The organism is Olivibacter domesticus, from assembly GCF_900109575.1.
Classification (GTDB): Bacteria; Bacteroidota; Bacteroidia; order Sphingobacteriales; family Sphingobacteriaceae; genus Olivibacter; species Olivibacter domesticus.
Map to the genome: position 1 here is coordinate 1,519,497 of NZ_FOAF01000001.1, position 17,453 is coordinate 1,536,949.

At 41.8% G+C, this 17,453-nt stretch carries 17 protein-coding genes and 1 tRNA gene; 9 read left to right on the forward strand and 9 right to left on the reverse strand.

The window, feature by feature from the left end; genetic code table 11:
* Positions 1-8: 8 nt before the first annotated feature.
* A complete protein-coding gene (locus tag BMY50_RS06595) occupies positions 9-4,052 on the forward strand; it encodes a chemotaxis protein CheB (RefSeq protein WP_162276544.1) in 4,044 nt (1,347 codons plus the stop codon).
* A gap of 344 nt (positions 4,053-4,396) precedes the next feature.
* Positions 4,397-5,590 (forward strand): winged helix-turn-helix domain-containing protein, encoded by a 1,194-nt coding sequence (locus BMY50_RS06600; protein WP_093320655.1) that lies wholly within the window; start codon positions 4,397-4,399, stop codon positions 5,588-5,590.
* Positions 5,591-5,656: 66 nt separating this feature from the next.
* Here BMY50_RS06600 and BMY50_RS06605 read toward each other — a convergent pair whose 3' ends face one another.
* From BMY50_RS06605 to BMY50_RS06625, 5 genes are all read right to left on the reverse strand, one after another.
* Positions 5,657-5,869 (reverse strand): hypothetical protein, encoded by a 213-nt coding sequence (locus BMY50_RS06605; RefSeq protein ID WP_093319545.1) that lies wholly within the window; start codon positions 5,867-5,869, stop codon positions 5,657-5,659.
* 109 nt (positions 5,870-5,978) lie between these two features.
* On the reverse strand, positions 5,979-6,194 hold the full coding sequence (locus tag BMY50_RS06610) for a hypothetical protein (protein WP_093320661.1): 216 nt from the start codon (positions 6,192-6,194) through the stop codon (positions 5,979-5,981).
* A 575-nt stretch (positions 6,195-6,769) separates the two neighbouring features.
* Positions 6,770-7,201, reverse strand: a complete 432-nt coding sequence (locus tag BMY50_RS06615; protein ID WP_093320667.1) for a DUF5675 family protein — start codon at positions 7,199-7,201, stop codon at positions 6,770-6,772.
* Positions 7,202-7,496: 295 nt separating this feature from the next.
* Positions 7,497-8,120, reverse strand: a complete 624-nt coding sequence (locus BMY50_RS06620; protein WP_139202217.1) for a DUF6266 family protein — start codon at positions 8,118-8,120, stop codon at positions 7,497-7,499.
* A 56-nt stretch (positions 8,121-8,176) separates the two neighbouring features.
* Positions 8,177-8,815 carry a DUF6266 family protein gene (locus tag BMY50_RS06625; RefSeq protein WP_093320676.1) on the reverse strand — a complete coding sequence of 213 codons (639 nt, stop codon included), beginning with the start codon at positions 8,813-8,815 and terminating at the stop codon, positions 8,177-8,179.
* A gap of 344 nt (positions 8,816-9,159) precedes the next feature.
* Here BMY50_RS06625 and BMY50_RS28105 point away from each other — a divergent pair.
* Positions 9,160-9,232, forward strand: a tRNA-Ala gene (locus tag BMY50_RS28105).
* 193 nt (positions 9,233-9,425) lie between these two features.
* Here BMY50_RS28105 and BMY50_RS06630 read toward each other — a convergent pair.
* From BMY50_RS06630 to BMY50_RS06640, 3 genes are all read right to left on the reverse strand, one after another.
* A complete protein-coding gene (locus tag BMY50_RS06630; RefSeq protein WP_162276545.1) occupies positions 9,426-9,797 on the reverse strand; it encodes a helix-turn-helix transcriptional regulator in 372 nt (123 codons plus the stop codon).
* A 132-nt stretch (positions 9,798-9,929) separates the two neighbouring features.
* Complete coding sequence (locus BMY50_RS06635; RefSeq protein WP_093320684.1) at positions 9,930-11,030, reverse strand: LytS family sensor histidine kinase; 1,101 nt, start codon at positions 11,028-11,030, stop codon at positions 9,930-9,932.
* Positions 11,014-11,772, reverse strand: coding sequence for a LytR/AlgR family response regulator transcription factor (locus BMY50_RS06640; RefSeq protein ID WP_093320688.1), 759 nt, complete (start codon positions 11,770-11,772; stop codon positions 11,014-11,016). Before BMY50_RS06640 ends, BMY50_RS06635 begins: the two co-directional genes overlap by 17 nt.
* Positions 11,773-12,154: 382 nt before the next feature.
* Between BMY50_RS06640 and BMY50_RS06645 the strand changes: the two genes are divergently transcribed.
* From BMY50_RS06645 to BMY50_RS06670, 6 genes are all read left to right on the forward strand, one after another.
* Positions 12,155-12,427 carry a hypothetical protein gene (locus BMY50_RS06645; RefSeq protein WP_093320692.1) on the forward strand — a complete coding sequence of 91 codons (273 nt, stop codon included), beginning with the start codon at positions 12,155-12,157 and terminating at the stop codon, positions 12,425-12,427.
* A complete protein-coding gene (locus BMY50_RS06650) occupies positions 12,417-12,965 on the forward strand; it encodes a hypothetical protein (RefSeq protein WP_162276546.1) in 549 nt (182 codons plus the stop codon). The genes BMY50_RS06645 and BMY50_RS06650 overlap by 11 nt, the downstream gene beginning before the upstream one ends.
* An 11-nt stretch (positions 12,966-12,976) precedes the next feature.
* Positions 12,977-13,756 carry a hypothetical protein gene (locus BMY50_RS06655; protein ID WP_139202218.1) on the forward strand — a complete coding sequence of 260 codons (780 nt, stop codon included), beginning with the start codon at positions 12,977-12,979 and terminating at the stop codon, positions 13,754-13,756.
* Positions 13,757-13,914: 158 nt separating this feature from the next.
* On the forward strand, positions 13,915-14,922 hold the full coding sequence (locus BMY50_RS06660; RefSeq protein ID WP_093320707.1) for a helix-turn-helix transcriptional regulator: 1,008 nt from the start codon (positions 13,915-13,917) through the stop codon (positions 14,920-14,922).
* A gap of 94 nt (positions 14,923-15,016) precedes the next feature.
* The gene (locus BMY50_RS06665; RefSeq protein ID WP_139202219.1) at positions 15,017-15,541 is read left to right on the forward strand and encodes a MauE/DoxX family redox-associated membrane protein; all 525 of its coding nucleotides are present in this window, start codon (positions 15,017-15,019) and stop codon (positions 15,539-15,541) included.
* 166 nt (positions 15,542-15,707) lie between these two features.
* Positions 15,708-16,046, forward strand: a complete 339-nt coding sequence (locus tag BMY50_RS06670) for a hypothetical protein (RefSeq protein ID WP_093320716.1) — start codon at positions 15,708-15,710, stop codon at positions 16,044-16,046.
* Positions 16,047-16,093: 47 nt separating this feature from the next.
* Here BMY50_RS06670 and BMY50_RS06675 read toward each other — a convergent pair whose 3' ends face one another.
* A complete protein-coding gene (locus BMY50_RS06675; protein WP_093320720.1) occupies positions 16,094-17,449 on the reverse strand; it encodes a RagB/SusD family nutrient uptake outer membrane protein in 1,356 nt (451 codons plus the stop codon).
* Positions 17,450-17,453 lie beyond the last annotated feature (4 nt).

Below are 17,453 nucleotides of genomic sequence, written 5' to 3' on the forward strand. Positions count from 1 at the left end.
TGAAAACAATGAGTAAAAAAACAGGTCTTCAAAAAGACGATCATTATATTATTGCCATTGGCGCATCTGCAGGAGGACTGGAGGCCATTAATCAGTTGTTTGACGCGGTGGATGATTTTAAGCAAATCTCTTTTATCATCATACAACATTTATCTCCTGATCATAAAAGCCTCTTGGTAGAACTGGTATCAAAACATACCGACATGCAGGTACTAGAAGCCCGGGATCAGCTATCGGTAGAAGTGGGCAAAACCTATGTGATTCCCAATAATATGACCATGACCATTGAGAATGGTATGCTGTGTCTGGCCGAAAAGAAAAGCAAGCAGATTCCAAACGATGCCATAGATGTCTTTTTAGCTTCCTTGGCAAATGATCAGGCCGAAAAAGCGATTGCTGTCATTCTATCCGGCACCGGAAGCGACGGGACAAAAGGCATTCAGCATATTAAAAATGAAAATGGTTATGTCATCGTACAAGAACCTGACACCGCCAAATTTGATGGTATGCCCAATATGGCCATTCTAAGTGGAAATGTCGATGTCATTTTATCTCCAGATAAAATCCCCAACCAAATAAAAGAATATATCCAGTTGGTAAAAGGAGAAGAATCTATACTCAACGATTCCCTTAGCGAACAAAAGGTTAATGACATCCTATCTATCGTCTTACAATACAGCGATCGGGATTTTCATTTATACAAAACCCCCACTATTTTACGCCGCATTGCACGGCGCATGGAAGCCAAGAAGCTGGCGCGGCCAGATAACTATATACAATACTTGAAAAAAAATCCAGAAGAAGCACAGATTTTAGCAGATGATCTGCTGGTCAATGTTACCTGCTTTTTTCGTGATCCGAATGTATTTGAACACCTATCCAAAGATATTCTGCCAAGCATTGTAAAAACCAAACAAGCTGGGGAGACACTAAAAGTATGGATTTGCGCCTGTAGTACCGGAGAAGAAGCCTATTCTATAGCCATCACTATTGACAAGTTTCTCCGCAAAAGTAACCAACACTTGCAGGTGAAAATCTTTGCAACTGATATCGACGAAAACAATATCCTTATTGCTAGCAAAAACAGGTATCCCCTATCCATCGAGAAAGATGTTGACCAGGATACGCTAAAAAGGTATTTTATTACAGAAGATAATCAATACGCCGTCATTCCGCGTATTAGAAAACAGATTGTATTTGCCAAACACAACGTAATCAAAGATCCAGCTTTTATTAAAAACGATCTGATTAGCTGCCGGAATATGCTGATCTACATGAATAAAATTTTGCAGGAGAAAGTGCTTTCCACCTTTCACTTCGCGTTAAACCCCAGCGGCATCCTGTTGCTTGGTACGAGCGAAACCATTAACGCCTTTGAAGAAGGTTTTGATGTAGTTTCAAGTAAATGGAAGGTTTTTAGACGATCTCAGCATGCTTTAAAACGCACTTTTCACGCCTATCAGCAGCCAGCCTTATCCCTAACTACGGATAGCAAATCGAGTAAACCTGCATCCAACAGTATGGAACAGCATCTTAAGAGTGATTTTGAAAAGCTTATTTTTCGTGATTTGGGTTATGCTGTTGTCTATGTAGATTCTTTTAATGAAGTAAAAGAAACCATAGGCAACTATCAGCACTTTTTAACGTTACCAAAGCGAAAGCTCAACCTAAATATCTTAAGCTTGGTACCCGAAACGCTTAAAATACCTTTAAATAGTGCAATTAAGAAAGTTAGGGACACCCAACAGCGCTTTAGCCTAAAAGACATTCCACTAGAGCAAAAAGACCGTACCCTGTTTATGTCTATCCATATTCAGGTCGGCTCCGCTCCTTATGAGAACTTTCTGATGCTGGCCTTTGTGGAGTCTGAACCGCCGGTAAACACAAAAAAATCAAAGGCGCAGAAAGTAAAGAAAACCGACAATGATAGCGAACGTTATGTACAGGAATTGGAAGACCAGTTAAGTGAAACACGCAGCAGTCTGCAAATGGCGGTTGAAAATTTAGAAACCACTAATGAAGAGCTCCAAAGTTCAAACGAGGAACTTTTATCCAGTAACGAAGAGCTGCAAAGTTCAAATGAGGAGCTGCAATCGCTCAATGAGGAGCTACATACACTGAATACAGAACACCAGCTTAAGATAAAAGAACTGATTGATCTGAACGATGATTTGGACAACTATTTCAGAAGCTCCGATATCGGCCAGATTTTCTTGGATGCGGACCTAAATATCAGGCGCTTCAACCCGCAGGCTATGCGGCTGATTAACTTAATAGAGACTGATATCGGTCGTCCTATCAGCCATATATCCAATAACCTATCCGATGACACCCTGTTGGAAAACATTATTGAAGTACAGGATAGCGAAAATGTATATGAAAAACAGATCCGGCTCAAAGATGGCCGCTTAAACCTCATGCGGATTTATCCCTATGTACGTCGCGACAAAGAAACCGATGGCGTGGTACTTACTTTTGTAGATATTTCAGCTTTAGAAAACCTAAACAGTATCATCAAAGGAGTTTTTGACGCCAGTTTGGATGCTATTTTAGTATTGTCCCATCAACAAGATGCCATTAGCACAGGCCAACAATTTGATTTGCTAACTCAAAACCAAGCAGCAGACGCCCTTCTGCAAGGGCTGGGTATCCTAGATAAGAAAACTAATTTCTTCGAGCAATTAAGTAAAAGCGTGGGGCAACGTGTAGAAAAAAGAATGCTCGAAACCTTTCAGACCGGACGTTCGGGTAAAATGGAAATCAGCCTTCGGGTGGCAAATACCGCCCAATGGTATGAATTCAGTATGGTAAAAATGAAAAATGGACTCGCACTATCCTTTCATAATATCACGCTGCAAAAAGACACGATGAATCGCTTGCGCAAAAATTATAATGAACTGGTTGTGGCCCGCGAACAATTAAAGACCTTAAACATCGGTTTAGAAGGAGAGGTCGCCAATAGAACAGCACAATTGGCTGCCAGCGAAGAGCGCTTTCGTTTTGTCGCACGGGCTACCAATGACTGTATACGAGATTGGGATCTTGTCAGTAATTCCGTTTGGCATAGCGAGAATTTCCATACCATTTTTAATTTTCCGGAAAGCCAGGCATTGGGTCAGATAGAAGATTGGTTTGAGCAGATCCATCCAGATGAACGTGATGACATTCGCAAGAAGCTTTTTCAAGCCATCAACGAAGGGAGCGAACAGTGGAACGGTGAGTATCGCTTCAAAAAAGGACACGATAAATATTGCTATGTATTTGATAGGAGCTTTATTCTCAAAAACGAATCAGACATTCCTTACCGCATCATCAGCTCCTTGATGGATGTAAGCCTTCTCAAAGAAGCAGAGCTGGCCACGCGCGAGCTCGCCAACAAAAAAGATGAGTTCATGAGTATTGCCAGCCATGAATTAAAAACACCTATTACCAGTATGAAGGCCAGTTTACAGCTTATTGATCGCTTCGCTGAAAAAGAAGATAGTAATGATAAGCTTAAGACCTTCATAACAAAGGCCAACCAGCAAGTAGACAAAATCACCTTTCTTATTGAAAATCTGCTCGATGTCACAAAAATCCAGGCCGGCAAAGTTATACTGCAAAAAAGTGCATTTTCACTAGATGAGCTCATACAAGATTGTCTTTACGAAGTGCGCAATATGAGTCAGCATAAAATTGTCGTATCTGGCGATGCCCAAATTATTTTACATGCTGACAAAAACCGTATTGAACAGGTATTGATAAACTTTCTAACCAATGCTATCAAATACTCACCAGCGGCAGAAAAGGTAGAATTAACTATTGAAAAAAAGCAAACAGAAGTTATGATTGCTATACGTGATTATGGCATTGGTATCAGCGAAGAAAAGTTGCAAAGTGTATTTGATCGGTTTTTCCGGGTCGAAGAATCCTCCTCACAGTTCTCAGGTCTAGGCTTGGGATTATTTATCTCCGCCGATATCATAAAACGCCATGGCGGAGACCTTGGTGCTAGCAGCGTACCGAACAAAGGGTCCACTTTCTGGTTTACGCTACCCATTCCGGAAGGATAAATTAAGCAATCATGCCTTAATGGTTCAGATAAGTAACCGACATTAGGGCAAGATCCCAAAAGAATAACAACCTTTTGGGATCCGGGAGACGACAATTTATCAGACGCCCCGCTTATGGGGGCCTACGCTTACAATTCAAGCTTATACTTATTATTTTTTTAATCTTGACTATATTATCTTTCCTAACATTATTTTCTGGCTCACATAAAACGGGCTATTTGCTATGGACATTTATGTTGCTTTACGTAGTATTCCTTACGTTTCGACATTTTACATGGGATATTTGTCACAAAAAATAAAGTAATTAGAAATTCAATAACGTAAATATTTGTTAACTTTCCTTTATGGATACTGTTGTTTTCACCAAAACGCAAGCACGTAAAATCATTCTCGATGCGGCCTGCCTAACCAGAAAAGCGCAGCTCGGAACGGGAATCGAAGCCGTATACCGGTTTATAGATCATTTGGGTTTTGTGCAGCTGGATACAAATTATGTTGTCGAGCGCGCCCACCATCATGTGATCGCTACAAGAGTTCCGGATTATAAAGTAGAATGGCTGAATGAACTTTGCGAGGAAGGCCGATTATTTGAGTACTTCACTTCAGATGCGGGCTATCTTCCCATGAGCGACTTTCGTTATTCATTACCCGTAAAAAATGCTTTTAAAACCCAAAATGAGCCTCACAGTCAAGCCGAGATTAATTTGATGAAGGAAATGATGGATTGCGTTGAACGGGACGGGCCTGTTAGGGTAACAGATTTTGAGAATGACCGAAGGGAAGCGAGCACCGGTTGGTGGGACTGGCGACCAGCCAAGGTTGCCTTGGAACGACTTTATCTTAACGGCGACCTGATGGTGAAGCGTACCCCAACCTTTCAAAAAATGTACGACCTACCACTAAACCTGGTACCTGATGAAATAAGCCTTACCATGCCCACAGATGAAGAATATGCACGCTATATTATCGAACGTACTTTAAGGGCGCTTGGTATCGCTTCTATCAGAGAAATGGCGTGGCGCAGCCGTCGGGTAAAAGGCAACCTGGTAAAAAAAACATTGGAAGCAATGGTCCTGACCGGCGAAGTAAAGAAAGTAACTGTTGAAGGAGTGAAAGGCCCACTCTACATGCTACGCGATCAGGATACCGATATCAAACTTGCGAACGAAGTTTTCATCCTATCGCCATTTGATATTCTCAATGTATTTCGCCACCGTTTAAAAGACTTTTTTGACTTCGAATACCAGATTGAATGCTTTGTACCCGCTCCAAAACGCCTTTACGGATATTTTTCATTACCGGTATTAGCAGGTGAAACGTTCATTGCAAGAATGGATGCGAAAGCTGACCGCAAACAAAAAGTGCTGATCGTTCATAATATCCATTTTGAGCCGGTCTCCTTAGCGCAGCATACGCTTGCAAAGTTTGTAGAAGCGCTCAAATCTTTCGTCCTTTTTAACCAGTGTCATGACATTACCTTTAGCAGAACAAACAACGAAACTTATTTGGAAGCGATCCGTAAAGAGTTTTCAGGATAGTACAATAAACACAAAAAGGGGGAAATTCACCGTTTCCCCCTTTATCGTTTCACTCAAGTGTAGTGATCACTTATCCTCTTTCGCAACGGTAGATATGGCCGATGCAACTATACCTGCTGTAGCCAGGTAACCGGCAATACTAATGACCGTTACCGGTAAGGTAATGGGAGCTGCTAGTAATGCTCCTCCTATCGCTCCTAAAGTTAAACCTATGGTTCTTATTTTTTTGAAGAACTTTGGTGTGGGAGACTTTATTCTATCGGTTATTTCTGTTTTCATAATTTTTGATTTAAGTATCAAGACATAAGTATCAAGACCTAAGGCTTCATATATAATATATAAACATCAATATATCAGTTATATTAACTAATTAAACTAATCTAAAAGTTTAATGTTTTCGTTCTAAAAAATCCATTCTTTGCCGCAGCAAATTGTAATTCGCTTTTAGTTCTGCCTTCATTAGCTGGATATTGGCTTTCACGACGGCCATATCGTTTTCCATCTTCCTAAAGTTTCCATGTAATTGTTTTAAGAAATAAGCTATAATAGAGAGTAGTATACTGATTACTATACCTAGTGATGTTATTAATTCTAGTGTTTTCATTGTTTTTTTAATTAAAAATGTTTATTAACTTTTCGCTTGATCGAAAAGTTACAAAAGATCAAGACTGCATAATCTTCGCTAAAAAGTTTTTCCTAAGCGATAATATGCAGCCGCTACGCTTCCTCATATTATCTTTACCCACTTCTCTCAAAACTTTTTTAACGCTCATCTTATGAGGTCGCTCCTCCAAGCGTGCCGTAGTCTACATAGTTTTCCTAGTGCGCCAGCCTCTAATAACCAATAACGAGCAACTAATAACTATTATTAAAAGAGGCCGGTCCTGCTAACGTGCCGTAGTCTACATAGTTTTCCTAGTGCGCCAGCCTCTAATAACCAATAACGAACAACTAATAACTATTATTAAAAGAGGTTGGTCCTGCTAGCGTGCCGTTTCGCTTAAATGTATAATCTCTCCATTATGCTGAAAAGATCTTTAGGATAGCCTGTTCATCTCCGAAAAATTCGGCCTTAAAGATTCCGGCCACCACAGGCTAAGTAATTGCACAGACGGTCGAAGGAATATTTACAGCCGCGGCTTTTTGCTACTTTTTCAGCTGTAGGAAAAAGTAGAAGAATTAAGTAATAAACAACAATTGCCCCGCAGCAGCGGCCTTAGCTAATAAAGGATACACCTTTTTATAAGCATCGGCGGAATGGAGCACCCGATAGTCGCCATCTATCAATTGGTAATAACTCCCTGTTAGCAGACACCCCCTTGTATCAGTATGATAGTTACCAATATGGAAAAATACCAATGTAAAATTGGGGATGCCTCTTACTTCTACCATTCCTTTATGTAACTTAGTATATCTACTTCTATACCTGCTGTTCATACTAGCTACCTTATTCAGAAAGAGTTGGTACTCTCCCGCCGGAATGGCGGTTTCTCCAGGAATTTTTGTATCCCTTATTTTATCTTCCAAGATGTAACACTGGAAGAGGTCGTTTATATATAACTGACCGAGTGTAGTATTTTCGCCTTCGGCGATTCTTAATAGTTTTATCATTTTCTTTCTATTTATCTTTTTATGTCCTTTTTCTTGGCTATTCTCCTCGACTTTTGGCTTGACCCAAAAGTTCGCAAAAACTCAAGGCTTAATGGCTTTCGCTAAAAACCAGCTTTCTTTTTGTTCTGTGGAGCCGTTTCGTTACACTTCACTTCCACATAGAACTCTCCTACCCGCTAAGCTGATTTTCTTAACGCTCATTCCATAAGGCCAGTCCTACAAGCGTGCCGTAGTCTACATAGTTTTCCTAGTGCGTCAACCTCTAATAACCAATAACGAACAACCAATAACTAAACTAAAATTCCCCTAAATACTGACTATTCGAAAACAGTTTGCTTTCGCGATTACTCACGCAGACGTAAAGGTGAACCGTGCTACCGGGAGGTTCTGCCTCCAAATCAATCGTTACGGATGCAGCTTCACGTACGGCCTCTCTAACGGCTACGGTTTTCGCTTTTACGTTGTAGCCCAAGACATACACACAATCATCGGCGAAGGAGCAGAAATTTGCCAGTGGCCGCCAGGTTACGTGTAGCTGCTTTCCCTGTAGTTGCACCTGCGGTTTCCAAAGCTTCGGTACCTTGCCCCGGCTGAGTACAATCTGTTCCGGCTTGATAGATAGATCCGGATAGGTTCCACCTATGGCGTTGTGCATGGCATGTGCCACGGCCATGTTCATGGCCGCCGTTTTCGATTTAACCTTATACGAAGCGGCGAAGCCAAGGTAGACCATTTCTTTCAGCGGCTTCAGGTAACCTCCCACCAGAGCCATCTTTGCCCTGGTTGCCAATTGCCCTGCTGTGGGCGGCTTAAGTGATTTTTTTGGTTTACTTCGGACATAGAAGCCGAAGGGCCCCATACAGCCCACAAATCCGCCCACTGATCCCGAAAAGCAGGTCATATTTATAAATTTTGCCATTCTTTCTTGTTTTAAGGGATTGCGCCTGTAATAGCGCAATCCCAGCATTCATCCTATTATGCTAGTGTATGCGATCCTGCATGCACGGTTTCTGAAATCAATTTCCCATCGCGACTGGTACTGAACAGCCAGACATCAGCCATATGGCCTGCCGTATCGGCATCCAGCGGAATCTCCGCCTCGCCGTCCGAGCGCAGTACAATATCGTCCGATGTATAAAAAAGATTCAATTCGTGATCATACAGCAAGGGGTACATCTCATCATCCGCATGCCCATTGTACTTGTTCGTTGCCGGGTTCCACGAAACCGTCGCCACACCCGGCGCGATACCAACGGTAACATTACGGGGCTGCAAGAGTGAGCCGTTGCTGAATGCTATTTTAGCATAGTCAATGCTAAAATCGGGGTACTCGCCGGTAACGGCTGGAAGGTTACGTGCCATCACCAAATTGAGCAGTGTGGCCCGCGAGGTATCCAGGTTTGCGAAGCCAATCTCCATCAACCCACGTAAAGGCAATAAAAAGCGTCCCATCATTCCAAAGCGCCGTTGCTGTGCCAGCTGGCCTTCGGTAAAAGGCTTCGTTCTTTTTTTGCTGAGCCCCCGCATATAGTGAATGCTGCGCCAGCTGCTGCCGATTACGCTTCCCACTTTTCCAGAAAAGGTGCCGATGGCACCGTTGACAAATTTTGCCATGTTGTGTTCTCCTTTTTTTAGTTAAAAAATAAACCACAGCGCCTTTGCAATACCGGTATTATTACGCTGACGGAGACAAACATAAGTAGCGCTATATCAGCATCCTATAGCTAGAAACAGCTTGTCCGGTGACTGACCGGCCAAACCTATTCTTTGGCCGTTAACTGTCCTTTAGCTGTCCTTTGCTTTTTTTGAAAGTCGTTGTTTAACCAAAAAATTTCGCTCGTTATTCAAATTTTTATTGATTTTTATAGCGTTTAGCTGTTCTATTTCTTATACAAAAGTTGCGCATTAATTGTGTAGCACATAATAGCATACCTTTATTAGATTTGTATTGTTAAAATGGTCGGATGGCCGATTGGTAGGCAGATCTCCGCAAGACATCATAAAGTGGTTCGAATCCACTTCCGACCTCCATTTATCTTAAGCCCTTTAAAATTTTGCAATTTATTCCTCTTGTAACCGTGTTCGTAGTTCGGTGCTATCTTGGAGGGGACACATTGGGGACTCGTTGGGGCGCCGCGCCCACGAGCGCCCAACGAGGTGGCAGCCTGTTGGCTGCGAGGTGGCAGTCATCTCCGAAGCCGGTAGGAAGCGAGCCTTAAGCGGGTTACTCCCCTCGGTAGTAACGACGGCAACGCTCTATGTCGCTTAAAAGAAAACGTCTTTCGCGGTTGCAATAGCTATGAACAGGTAGCATCCCACTTTTTGTTAGCCGGTACACCGTTTTGTCCGAAATGCCGATCCGCTCAGCTGCATATCTGGCACTATGCAACGTATCTTCTTCCGGAAACTGTACTGGGTGTTCACAGCTACAGGCACATGAGCACATATTCGTATGCTTGGCTTCCAGCGCTGCAATTAATTTTTCAAGCTGCTTTTGTTGAAATTCGATGTAAGTGTTTGTTAGGAAATTGTCTATATGCGTAAACTTTTCTTGAATAAGGTTAAGCTGTTCAATAAGCTTATCAAAATTGTTCATCTGTATGTTTATAACTGGTGTGAAGGGCCTAGCTGCCACCGCCAAGATGCGCATTCAGTCCAAAGGGCCACGCCCGCTAAATAGGTTTTTGAAGGTTCAATGAAAAGACAAGAATACTTAAAGGTAGGTTATTTATTCTATTATCGGCATTTTCAGCCGCGTGTAAAAGGTATTCTTATCAGACCAAGCTTTAAATTCGGCCTCGCCACGATAGTATTTTGCTAATTTCTCTTCGAGATTAGGCAGCCCGATTTGAAAATGCTCTGCTATTCTAGCTGCCTTTATTCTGTTTTCGGTAGACATCACTAACGCCTTTTTTGATCGCGTTATTCGTACGTAGGCTGGAAATCTTTTATCGCCAAGTTCTCCATGGCGTATCATGTTCTCGATGATGACAATTAAGCTTAAAGGCATACATGCTGCGTTTAACATCGATCTATCTATTTCGCAAATCACCTGTACATCTCCGCTTTTCAACCTGGCTATCAGAATAAGTAGGCGCATAAATAACCACTCCTCCCATATGGTAACCCAAGCCATTTTTTCCATTTGCAAACCATGATGCTTGAGCATATATTGGATAAGATTTATGATTTTCACCGCCGTTTGAGGATTTGTAAAAATTAACTCTTTCCCCATATCGAGTAGATGAAACCAAAGATGCTGATAAGAACGTGTATTATTTAACTGTATTTGCGATGTGTTCAGTTCGTAACGAAGATCTTCCGTTACACGTCTCGCCACCCAGAGGTTCGCTAATAATTGAAACGCCTGCCAGCAGAAATAATATCCCAAATTAAGTACCGTGTACAAAAACCAAGGCCCTAACACTGCTTTTTTATGATAAAGATTGGTAAGATCGAGTAGCGCAAACGCGAATCTTATTTCCATTTTACCGGCTCCCACGCTAATGGCCACCGCTAAGGCAAACAGTATTAAACTTTCCAGGATCACAAAAACCGGCACCTTCCACCACCAGCCCTTTAAGTTGGAAAAAATATATGGAAAGAAACGCCGCATATTTAAGTGAAAGGCCACATAAATCAAACCGTAATAAATGGCCTGATTTAATAAGATATTTGCGTCAGGTGCAAACAAATCCTCCCCCATCAACCATTGCTGGTAAGTTATCAAAGAAACCACCACCAAGAAACTGAACCAAATGGATTCGATAATTTTCTTTACTGCAGTAATAATTCTAAAAATATTCTGCTGTTCAACGTTTTGCTCCATTTTTCCGGCTCAGTTTAGTAAAGATGCGTTTTGATCGATAAAAATCAGACAGGGCCTCCAAATAGGTATCGCCAATCTTCAGTGGCACGTTAATTCCATGTACACGCACTTGCTTGGTTTCCAAATTGATGCTTCTAATATGATTTCTGTTTACTAAAGAGTTTTTGGCTGCTCGTATAAAAAGATTCATATGAGCAAGCTGCAACTCCATTGATTTCAGCGTAGTAGTCACCACCCACCTAGGTTTTTGCTTTTCAAGCGTATATACGTGGCAGTAGTTACCATCAGCTAGAATACAGGGCACTCCGGCCATATCTACCGCTCTATGCTCATTATTTTCAGCTTTAATGTAAACTACAAAGTCTTTATCGCCACCTAAGTGCTCCAGCGAGATTTTTTTTAACAAACGGAGCGTATGTTTTTCTTGTAAAGGTTTTAGCAGATAGTCATATACATTGTGTTGGTAGGCAGACAAGGCATATTTGTCATAGTGTGTAACCAATACGAAATATCGATAATAGCCCTCTAGCAATTTATACGCTGTCAGTCCATCGTAGCCGGGCATCTCCTGATCACAAAAGACAATATCGACTTTGAAGCTTTCTTGGCTCAGAAAATTCAATGCATCTTTTACGGTAGAAAAGGTATTTAAAAGTTCAAGCTGTCCAAAAGATTGGAAGTGCTGTGCAACTAGGTCTAAGTCTTTTTTATCATCATCAATAGCAATAGCGGAAAAAGGCATGGCAATAAGTTTGTGTTGTTCTTTAGGTTTTTAAATATAAGTAAAGCTTAGGAATAATAAGTAAAACACACTCATTTCTGAAAAAAAGTTAATAGCTCGTTGTTCTTTCACAACGACTGGCTCGCCAATTTCCCCTAGTGAACCAATTGTTAATCAAACTTTTCGTATTAATAAAACATTACAAAAAAAAATAAAAAATGAACAGACTGAATAGACTTAATGAAAGGCAGGTGGTAGCTCGAATAGATAAGAAAAGCAAAAACGTTTAAAAAGAAAAAACTACCTGTTTAGGAGAAAAAGCTACCTGTTCATCATTTTTTAGTAGACATTTCACTGTTCTAGCTTCATATTAGGCCAATTATTAATCAAATTAATTACTGTTATGATGCTTAAAAAAAGAAAATACTCGATTTTAATCTGCTTGCTCATCACCTATTTTGTAGTACAAGCAAAAGAAAAAAAGACATGCAATCCTGTTAGTGCTTTCCAAATATCCTCAATTGAACGAATCCAATTAATGGGCAACCAGGAATTACCCAAGGAGAAGGATGAAGACGATTGGTCTACTATCCGTTATCATTTTTTTGTGCGCGTTGTGCCTACACGCAGCTTACCCGCTCAGCAAGTAGCTGTCTTAGCAAAATATGGCGAGTAATTTATACACAATGCAGAAGCGTTACCTCTCTTTATTCTTTGCCACCAGTCACCTTGCCTTGATTTTGTTGTACAATGTGCATAGTATATTATCAGCCCATGGCTACCGATTACTGGAGCCTTGTTTTCGGGCTATCGAAAAGTTTCCGATCACCAGGCAGTACCTCATCTGGAGCGGTACAGAAACGGTCTATGGTTTCTTTGCGCCCACGGTGGGCAGTCAACAGGTGTTATTGTTTCATTCCAAAGAAGACGGATCAAATTCCAGCGAGTTCATTGACTATCCCCTGTTTAATACCAGCGAGGCTAAATTCCGTTATATAAGCTTTTTAGACCAACTAGAAGACAAACTCCGAAGTAAAGATCCACGCATTCAGGCTTATGGCAGAGCATTGCTCAAAGGACTTGTAAACCGGTACAGACGGAATCCAGGTGCCGTACCTATTGAAAGTCTTAGCATTTATGTTGTGATACAGCCGCGGCTAGCAGCACCTGCGACACAAAACATTTATAAGAAGATCTATCATTTATCCATGTAATAAGCGAAGGGATGATGAATAAACAGGCCATAGAACATGAACCAATACTGGCTCAGCGCATATTAGCACATGGCTTAGGGCTCTTGTTATTTATCTCCATGTTGATGCTTTGGGATGACTTGCCGCAATTATATGGCACCGATGCGCTTCTCCCGGACGATCTTCTTTATCTACGCCAAGATTTCATTATTGGCAAGCAGTTGCAGTTGCTAAGTGATGCCCTTGGTGGTGTAAAATCTTTAGGCTTTCTGTATTTGACACTATGTGTACTGCTTTGCTTTCGCGTTGGCGGGCGCTACCTGGCGGCGCTGCTACTGCTTTTGCATTTGAGCTTTTTCCGTAGTGTCATTTTTTTTACTTACGGTTTCGACCAGCTGGCCACCATCGCCTTATTTTATTGTATCATGCTGCCATCAACTGGCTTTATATACCTGCTCCGCGTCCATATATGTCTGATCTATTTTTTTGCCGGTTTAGATAAGCTATTAGGTGCCACCTGGTGGAACGGGGAAGCCTTATATAAAGCCCTTACCCTTCCGAACGGGCATCAAGACTTGTTGCCGCTATTACATTGGCTGGCGCAATGGTCTCTATTGTATAAAGTATCGGGTATAGCCGTTTGGCTATCAGAAATTACTTATCCCTTATTCTTTCTGCTTAAGGACTACCGCTATAGGCTGTGGTATGCCATCGTATTTCATCTTTCGATTGCCTACATCATGCAGCTCTATTTATTTTCGGGTGTAATGCTTCTGCTCAATTTTGCAGCCTCGCCACCCAGGAAACTTTAATCCATGTTTTATCCCGCTCGCTTTCCCTTTCGCAAGCCAATTTGCAAAAGTGAATAAAGCGGCAATAAAGAAAGGAGGTCTGCGAAAAAAGACATTATCTAAAGACAAGAATACCCTCCCTGTAAGATGCGCGAGCAGGGAGGATTATCCATTTTAAAATGAAGAAACCAGTAGAAATATATATTCCTGCTATATATAAGTTAGAAACAAGGCACTTAGCACAAACACCCTCCAAGCTAAGCTATCGACTTGGCCACGCCCAAGCGCACTATTGGCAGCATGCCGCATTTTGCGTTTCAGAACAGTATTATGATTATCCAGATGCTTTTCTTTGTGTGGCAGAGGTAAATACCCGTATTCCCCTACATCTTCACATCACCTGTATTTTACACGATCTTTATTGGCTATACCAATTGAAAGGGAACTATCACATTATAACAGCCCATGAGAAAGCAAATCAATTACTTCGCATCAGTGCAGATCAGCACTTGGTAATCTACATGCCACCTGACAAATACATCGCCCACTTTGACATAGGCACACATGTGCTCCTTTACTTTGTAATGAAACCAAGTTTTCTTTTTCGGGAACAAAGCGTTGAACTAAGCGCCATGGAAGAACTTTTAGCCTCACTAAAACGCCGTTCAAAACAGCCGATGGGGAGCCCCTTATTTACGATGCGCAATGAAATAAAACGTAATATATTTCATTATCTAAACGTTGCAAAGCTAGGTTACCTAGAACGCTACAAAGCAACGCAGAACTTACTCATCAACTTGATACTGGAAAGTAATGATCAATTAAGTCAAAAAACATCAATACCTCAAACTAACAAAGACCTATTAGTAAGCATTCGGCATTACATAGTAAGGGAAATTGAAGAAGGCAATATCATTAGTAATGATGCTATTGCAAAAAAAGCAGGTTTTTCTTATCCTCACCTGGAGGCTTTGTTTAAAGCCCGTTTTGGCAAAAGTATCTGGCAGTACGTAATCGCCGTCAAGTTAAAACAGGCAAGCATACTCTTAACAGAATATGGTTTGTCGGTAGCACAGACGGCTCATTTTCTCAATTTAACCCGGCATCATTTTGCAAGAATATTTAAACAACAGTATGGTGTAAGCCCATCATCATATATCAAGACACGCCGTCTTCCTAAGAAATAGCACCTTATCCATCCGCAGATACAGCACAATAGCCATAAAAGTCGGTCTACATTTGATTTATGGACGCACATATAATTCATAAACCAGCATGACAATGAAATCAAAATGGATCAATGGTATTCTTCTAACCGTAGAATATTTGATAAGGGCCATATTTATTTTTTTATACAGCTACACTGCTGTGATGAAAATTGCCGATTTCAAAGTGTATCGCATTAAGATGTACCGGCAGGTATTTCCTGATTGGTTGAGCGAAATTATGGTGTATGCCTTACCTGCAGCTGAGTTGGGGATGGTGGCTTGGTTGTTGGCCCCTTATTTCTCCGAACGCAAGCTATTCCGTATTGGACTTAAAGCTAATATAGTGCTCATGGCTAGTTTTACGGTATATGCATGGCTGGCCAAGGAAAAAGTATTTGGATACATCCCTTGTGCGTGTGGGGGCATTTTTGAAAAGATGGAATGGCCAGAACACTATGTAGTGAATCTGCGCCTAACGATACTTGCTGTAGTAGGAGCCTGCCTGCAGCATTGGCCAAAGATAAGGCTCATAACCAATGAGCTGTATAAACGCTGGTGTGGGCGCACCGCTCGTGCACAAGAGGTGCTGCGCAATTAGTATTATACATTCAATTGCTCCAGATTACCGTTAAGAACGGCATAAAGGCAAACAAAAGCTCTGTCAAAAAGAAAGAGAAACACAGAAACGTTATTTCAGCCTGCTATGCTTAGTGCAAACGATAAGAAGGAACAAAAGAAAAACAGCTTGTTTAAAACACAAAATTATGAACGTAAAAAAAATCACAGGAACTGTATTGGTAGCCGCAATGCTATCGGGCGGAGGTATTGCTTTAGCAAAAGCAAAAGCGACCAAAGCAGAAATGGCAGCAAGACAGGATCAAGAGTGGGCTTATACACCCGATCCTGAAGATGCCAATCCAGATCCAACACAGGCAAGCAATTATACGCAGGTTGGATCACTAAACTGTCCGGGTGGTGACGAACTCTGCGGCATTACCGCTCCCGCAGCAGGTAGTCAGCCGGATTTGGACAAAGACCCGAACTTTAGAACACGGATCCAAAGTCTAGATCAGACACAGGGAGATGTTCATTCCTTCAACTAGGGGCTCTAACTCTCATTAGAAAAAGCTGGATCAGGGATGATCCAGCTTTACCTTCCATTCTGTTCAATACCTCCCAGATTAATCACATCAAAAGGTATTAGAAATGCAAACGCTGCATCTGTTTCTGGCAATTGGTACTCTTTTCCATCTATCACACGATTCAATATCTTCACATGGGTAGTATCCTTACTAAATCTTTTTAAATCAGCCCATCTGATTCCTAAACGAAATGCAAGTTCCTTTTTCCTCTCAGAAAGCACGCTATTTAAAAGCTCATCATTGGGAATCCCGGTTGCGTTATAAGTTCCGGTACGATATCGGGTAAATAACAGCAAATCGAGGTCAGCTTGTGCCTCCATTATTCTGCCCAATCTCGCGTAGCATTCCGCCCGGGTCAGATAAAGTTCGTCAATGGCGATTCCAGCGAAGACAGGTCTTACCATATTGCCGGCATAATCGCCGTAAAAACCGGTAACGCCACGAGCATTAGTCTTAAAGAATATCTTTTTCCGCAGATCATTGTTATGATAACTTGCGTACAACACGGTATCAACCCGTGCAATAGCATTTCCCAAAGAGCTATTGGCTGCATCGGCAACAGCGTGATAGATAACTTCATCGTTAAGCGTCTTGAATTGCCCCGCCGCCACGGTATCGAGTGTATTATAATTGATAAGTACATCGTTTAAGGATAAAGCCATTTCTGCGTAAGTTAAGGCCTGGTCGTAATCTCCTGTCGTTAAAAACACTCTACTGAGTAAAGCCGCTGCGGCTGCTTTACCTGGCTTCGTTTTTACACTTGGACGATCCGGAAGTATTTCAAGAGCAAACTGTAAATCCTGAATCAACTGATCATAAGAACGTTGTAAACTTTCCCGCGTGCTCGGCGCGTTGATATCGGCCGTTACCCGTAAGGGTATACCTGGCGTAGATCCTGCCGATCCGGCATCATAGGGTTGCGTGTAATTTACCAGAAGGTTGTAAAAAGCAAACGCCCTCACAAACAAAGCTTCGCCCCTTATCCGCACGCGATCCAGTTCCGTCAAAGTACCTAAAGCCACCTGTCCAACCTCTTCCAGTACCACATTACAATCAAGCACCTTTACATAACTGGCATTCCAGTAACCTTCACGGACTGGCAATGTCTGGCCAAACAAATAGTTGTCCCGGGTCTGTTCGTTCAAAGAACGCCAGTCGTTGTCGGCTAGATAATAATAATCCGCCGCCATATCACCAGCCATCGGAAAGAGACTATTTATCCTCGTCTCATTACTCATAATGGCGTCCAGATCATTGAGCGTAGACGGGACCGCCAAGGACTGATCCGGCCGTATATCAAGATATTCCGAACAGCCTAAAACGCTTGTTGAAAATAAAAACAACGATATCGTATATGCTTTCATAAGT